The organism is Streptomyces triticirhizae (genome assembly GCF_003696235.1).
Taxonomy (GTDB): domain Bacteria; phylum Actinomycetota; class Actinomycetes; order Streptomycetales; family Streptomycetaceae; genus Streptomyces; species Streptomyces triticirhizae.
The window spans coordinates 1-4,835 of record NZ_RFFJ01000304.1; the positions used below are offsets into that span (position 1 = coordinate 1).

Here is a 4,835-nt window from a genome sequence, read left to right on the forward strand (position 1 = left end):
CGGCCGCCCCCGCCCGGGCCGCCGCCGGCAGCGCCTCGGCGATCCGCTCCAGCGCCGCCTCGTCGTGCGCCGTGGAGACGAACCACGCCTCGAACGCGGACGGCGGCAGGTAGACCCCGCGCTCCAGCATCGCGTGGAAGAACGCGGTGTAGCGGTACGTCGCCTGGGACTTGGCGGTGGCGAAGTCCGTCACCTCAGCGTCCGTGAAGAACACGGAGAACATGTTCCCCGCCGCGCTCACCCGGTGCGCCACGCCCTCCTTCGTCAACGCCTCGGCCGCCAGCTCGCGCAGCCGCGCCGAGGTGGCGTCGAGCCGCGCGTAGGCCGCCTCGTCCAGCAGCCGCAGCTGGGCCAGCCCCGCGGCCGTGGCCACCGGGTTCCCGGAGAGGGTGCCCGCCTGGTAGACCGGCCCCGACGGCGCCAACTTGTCCATCACATCGGCCCGTCCGCCGAAGGCCGCCGCCGGGAAGCCGCCGCCCATCACCTTGCCGAAGGTCAACAGGTCGGCCTCGACGCCCTCGACGCCGTACCAGCCCTGGCGGCTGATCCGGAAGCCCGTCATCACCTCGTCCGAGATCAGCAGCGCGCCGTGCCGCCGACACAGGTCGGCCAGGCCCGCGTTGAAGCCGGGCAGCGGCGGGACGACGCCCATGTTCCCCGGCACCGCCTCGGTGATCACGCACGCGATCTCGCCCGGGTGTGCCTCGAACGCCTCGGCCACGGCGGCCAGATCGTTGTACGGCAGCACCAGCGTCTCGCCGGCCTGCGCGCCGGTGACGCCCGGGGTGTCGGGCAGCCCGAACGTCGCGACGCCGGAGCCGGCCGAGGCCAACAGGGCGTCCACATGGCCGTGGTAGCAGCCGGCGAACTTGATCACCTTGGCGCGGCCGGTGAAGCCGCGCGCCAGCCGGATCGCCGACATCGTCGCCTCGGTGCCGGAGGAGACCAGCCGCACCCGCTCGACGGGGGCGATCCGCGCCACGATCTCCTCGGCCAACTCGACCTCGCCCGGCGTCGGCGTGCCGAACGACGTGCCCCGCTCGACGGCGGCCCGCACCGCCTCCAACACCACCGGATGGGAATGGCCGAGGATCATCGGTCCCCAGGAGCACACCAGATCGACATACTCCCTTCCATCCGCGTCGATGAGATAGGGACCGGTACCAGACACCATGAACCGGGGCGTTCCGCCCACGGCGCCAAAAGCGCGCACCGGAGAGTTCACGCCACCCGGGGTGACACTGGCCGCACGGTCGTAGAGCGTCTGCGAGACTGGGGCTTCGATGGATCGGGTCACGCCGTCCATGGTGACATCAGCCCCTCACAGCTCGGTGTCAGGGCGTTTCACAGCCGCCTGAGGGGGGAGGTGTCTGGAACGATGATCGGGTTTGTGCGGCGGGGTCGCGAGTAGTCAGGTGGTGACATGCAACGCGGTGGCGAAATCGGCGAGGGAACCGGGGATCTCGGGCCCGAGCCCTCACCCCGATCGCGCTCCCGCCGGGGCAGACACCGCCGCAGAACGGACAACGGCGAGTTGGAGTTCCGTGGCAGGGGCGGCCGGATGGCCGTGACCTACAAGTACTTCGGCGCCCCCGACGGCGCCACCGCCGCGCGGGTTCCCCTGTCGATGCGCCCCGAGGAGCTGGGCGGCGACGAGTTGGGGCAGGGCATGTTCACCCGGATCAAGCCGGAGACCATGGCCGCCATGGTGCTCACCGGCATCGAGGGGATACCGCTGCACCGGGTGCCGCCGCTGGAGCTGGTGGTGCTCCACCCCGACTACGCGGTGGTGAAGTTGCCCACCACGGTGGTGGACCCGCTGCGCGGCATCGGCGACGAGACGGTCGGCGCGGCCGCGTTCATCTGGTCCACGGTGCCCGACCGCAGCGGCCCCAACGACGCGTTCGGCGTCTACCGGTTGCTCAACGAGTGGCAGGACTTCTCCCGGCGGCTCCACGAGGCCGGCCACCAGCCGTACTGCCTGGTCTGGCCCTGAGCCCCCGCCCCTCGCCACCGTTCGCGTTGTCGTTGTCGTTGACGTTGCCGTCGGCGTTGCCGTTGCCGTCGGCGTTCTGGTTGCCCGGCCGGCGTCGCCGCGCACCCCGGCCCTGAGGCGAGCCGTCCGGCCCCGCCGCGCGCGTTACCCGTTTGGCGGTCGCCTGGGGTAGACATGGTGCCCTGCCAACGTCGGTCGGCTGCCGTCGGTCGGCCGCGAAGAGTCCGCTGAGGAGGCCAGGGTGCGAGGCTGGGCGAGGGTGGCGCGGAGCGCGCTGCCGGTGGCGCTGATACTCGGAGCCGTGGCCTGCACGGGCGACCTGGGCGGCGACCAGAACACCGGCGGCATCGACCCGTCGGGGAACACCGACACCACCGTCCAGCAGGGCCGTTACTCGGGCCTCCCCGAACCGTGCGGCGCCGTCCGCCCCGAGACGCTGGCCGAGTTGCTGCCCGACGCCGAGCCCGAGGTCTACGCGGGCGACCCGCTGGCCACCTATGACACGGGCCGCCGCGTCGGCTGCGACTGGCGCCATGTCGACGGCTCCGACACCCAGCGGCTGACCGTCGACTTCCTGCGGGTCATCTCCTACGAGCCCGAGGTGAGCGACGACGACCAGGCGGAGCGCGACTTCGAGACCCGCGCGGCCGAGGCGGGCGTCACCATCACCGGGGAGGACTCGGGGGACGACGGCGGCGGCGACGCGGGCGACGGCGGCGAGGGGGACGTGGGCGGGGACGGGGAGCAGAGCGTCTCCCCGGCGTCGGGGGACACCACGAGCGATGCCAGGGAACTGGATGGGATTGGTCACGTCGCTTTCATCGATGACCGTTTGACCAGCGACGATGCCGGAGATCGACGGGACGTGACGCTGTCGTTCCGCAACGCGAACGTTATCGTCACCGTGGTGTACAGCGTCTCGACCACCCGGCCGGACCCGGCGCCCGACAGCTCTCAGGCGCAGGCACACGCCGAGACGGTGGCCCGGCAGCTGGCCGAGGGCCTGGACGGCTGACGCCACCGCGCCCTTTCGGCCTCCCGGCTCGCCCCGGGCGTACCGTGACGTGGCAGGGACCCACGGCCCAACGCAACGAGTGACTGGTAACGGAAGCGAAGAAGACATGGACCGTAAAGCCTCGCGACTCGCCGTCCGCCTGACGGCCCTGGCCGCAGTGCCCGTGCTGTTCGCCGCCGGCTGCTCCTCATCGGACCCGGCGCCGGAGACGGACGACTCCCAGCCGTCGCAGGAGCCGACGCCGGAGCCGGTCAGGTTCGCCGAACTGCCCGACGCCTGCGCGATGGTGAGCGGCGACACCGTCGATGCGGTCGTGCCTGAGGCCGACCCGGCGAGCGGCGAGGAACTCCAGTCCAGCAACACCACCACCTCGGCGGCCTGCCTGTGGAGCGGCCTCGACGAGTACCAGTTCCGCTCGCTGACCGTCTCGCTGCGCCGCTTCGACTCCGACCTCGCGGTGGGCAGCGGGGACGAGCGGGCCACCGCGTATCTCCAGCAGATGGTCGACGAGATCACCGGCGACGAGGCCAACCGTGAGCCCGAGGCCGAGGAGCTGCCGGAGACCGGGGACGAGGCGGTCTCCATCGCGTACCAGGTCACCCGCGAGGCCGACGACACGGAACAGGACTACACGCAGCAGCGGGTGGTCGTTCGCAGTGGCAATGTGGTGCTGACCGTCGACTACTCGGGGGCGGGCTTCGAGGGCGACGACCAGCCGGGGGCCGGCGACATCAAGGAGGCGGCCGACCGCACCGCCCAGGAGGCCGTGACCAGGCTCGACGCTGCGGGCGAGGAGGCGGCGGCCGAGGGCGACGCGGGTGGCGAGTCCGAGTCCGGTGCGGACGCCGAGCCGGAGTCGCAGTCCGAGTCGGGCGACGGCGCCGAGGGGGTCGAGCCCGAGCGGGACAACTGAGCCGCAGGTCACGGGGGATTGACGCGGTCGGCGCGTACATGACCTAGCGGGTGTGCCAGGCTGGGGCCGAGACCGGGACCTACCGCCGACTCCTGGAGAGGCACCAGCAGTGGCCGCGATCAAGCTCACCCGCGCGCATCGGATTCTCGTCGCCATCGTGTTGACGGGGGCCGTGATCATCGCCGCCATCGGGTTCGTCGGCTCCTACGCCGCCGTCCGGGACCTCGCCGAGCGCAAGGGATTCGGGGAGTTCGCGCCGTTCTTTCCCATCGGGGTGGACGCGGGCATCGTGGTCCTCCTCGCCCTGGATCTGCTGCTGACCTGGCTGCGCATCCCGTTCCCGCTGCTGCGCCAGTCCGCGTGGCTGCTCACCGCCGCGACCATCGCCTTCAACGGGGCCTCGGCCTGGGGCGATCCGCTCGGGGTCGGGATGCACGCGATCATTCCCGTGCTCTTCGTGATCACGGTCGAAGCGGCCCGGCACGCCATCGGTCGGGTCGCGGACATCACGGCCGACCGCCACATGGAGGGCGTGCGGATGTGGCGGTGGTTCCTCTCGCCCGTTCCGACCTTCCGGCTGTGGCGGCGGATGAAGCTGTGGGAGCTGCGCTCCTACCAGGAGGTCATCGCGATGGAGCGGGACCGGCTGGTGTACCAGGCGCAGTTGCGCGCCGAGTACGGCAGGGCGTGGCGCCGCCGGGCGCCGGTCGAGGCCAGGATGCCGCTCAAACTCGCGCGCTACGGCGTGCCGTTGCGGGACACCGCCGCCACCGGGCTGGCGGCGGCGCGGCCCCGGCCCGCCATGGAACGGCAGCGGACGCTGCCGGAGCGCGGGCGGGCTGACGCGGCCGCGTTCGGGGAGATCCCGGGCGCGGCGCCGGACCCCGGCGAGGGCCGCCTGGCGCAACCCG

Annotated in this window: 5 protein-coding genes; 4 read left to right on the forward strand and 1 reads right to left on the reverse strand. The window is 72.3% G+C overall.

What is annotated here, in order from left to right; all coding sequences use genetic code 11:
* Window positions 1–1,306 (reverse strand): glutamate-1-semialdehyde 2,1-aminomutase (hemL, locus tag EBN88_RS28605; RefSeq protein ID WP_122399920.1); only part of this gene is annotated, 1,306 nt, incomplete at its 3' end.
* 117 nt (window positions 1,307–1,423) lie between these two features.
* Here hemL and EBN88_RS28610 point away from each other — a divergent pair.
* From EBN88_RS28610 to EBN88_RS28625, 4 genes are all read left to right on the forward strand, one after another.
* On the forward strand, window positions 1,424–1,996 hold the full coding sequence (locus EBN88_RS28610) for a hypothetical protein (RefSeq protein WP_122399916.1): 573 nt from the start codon (window positions 1,424–1,426) through the stop codon (window positions 1,994–1,996).
* 241 nt (window positions 1,997–2,237) lie between these two features.
* Entirely contained in the window at window positions 2,238–3,011 is a 774-nt protein-coding gene (locus EBN88_RS28615) for a hypothetical protein (protein ID WP_147472888.1), read from the forward strand.
* A 106-nt stretch (window positions 3,012–3,117) separates the two neighbouring features.
* Window positions 3,118–3,924, forward strand: a complete 807-nt coding sequence (locus tag EBN88_RS28620) for a DUF3558 domain-containing protein (protein WP_122399918.1) — start codon at window positions 3,118–3,120, stop codon at window positions 3,922–3,924.
* Window positions 3,925–4,033: 109 nt separating this feature from the next.
* Window positions 4,034–4,835: DUF2637 domain-containing protein (locus EBN88_RS28625; RefSeq protein ID WP_122399919.1), on the forward strand; the 802-nt coding region annotated here is incomplete at its 3' end.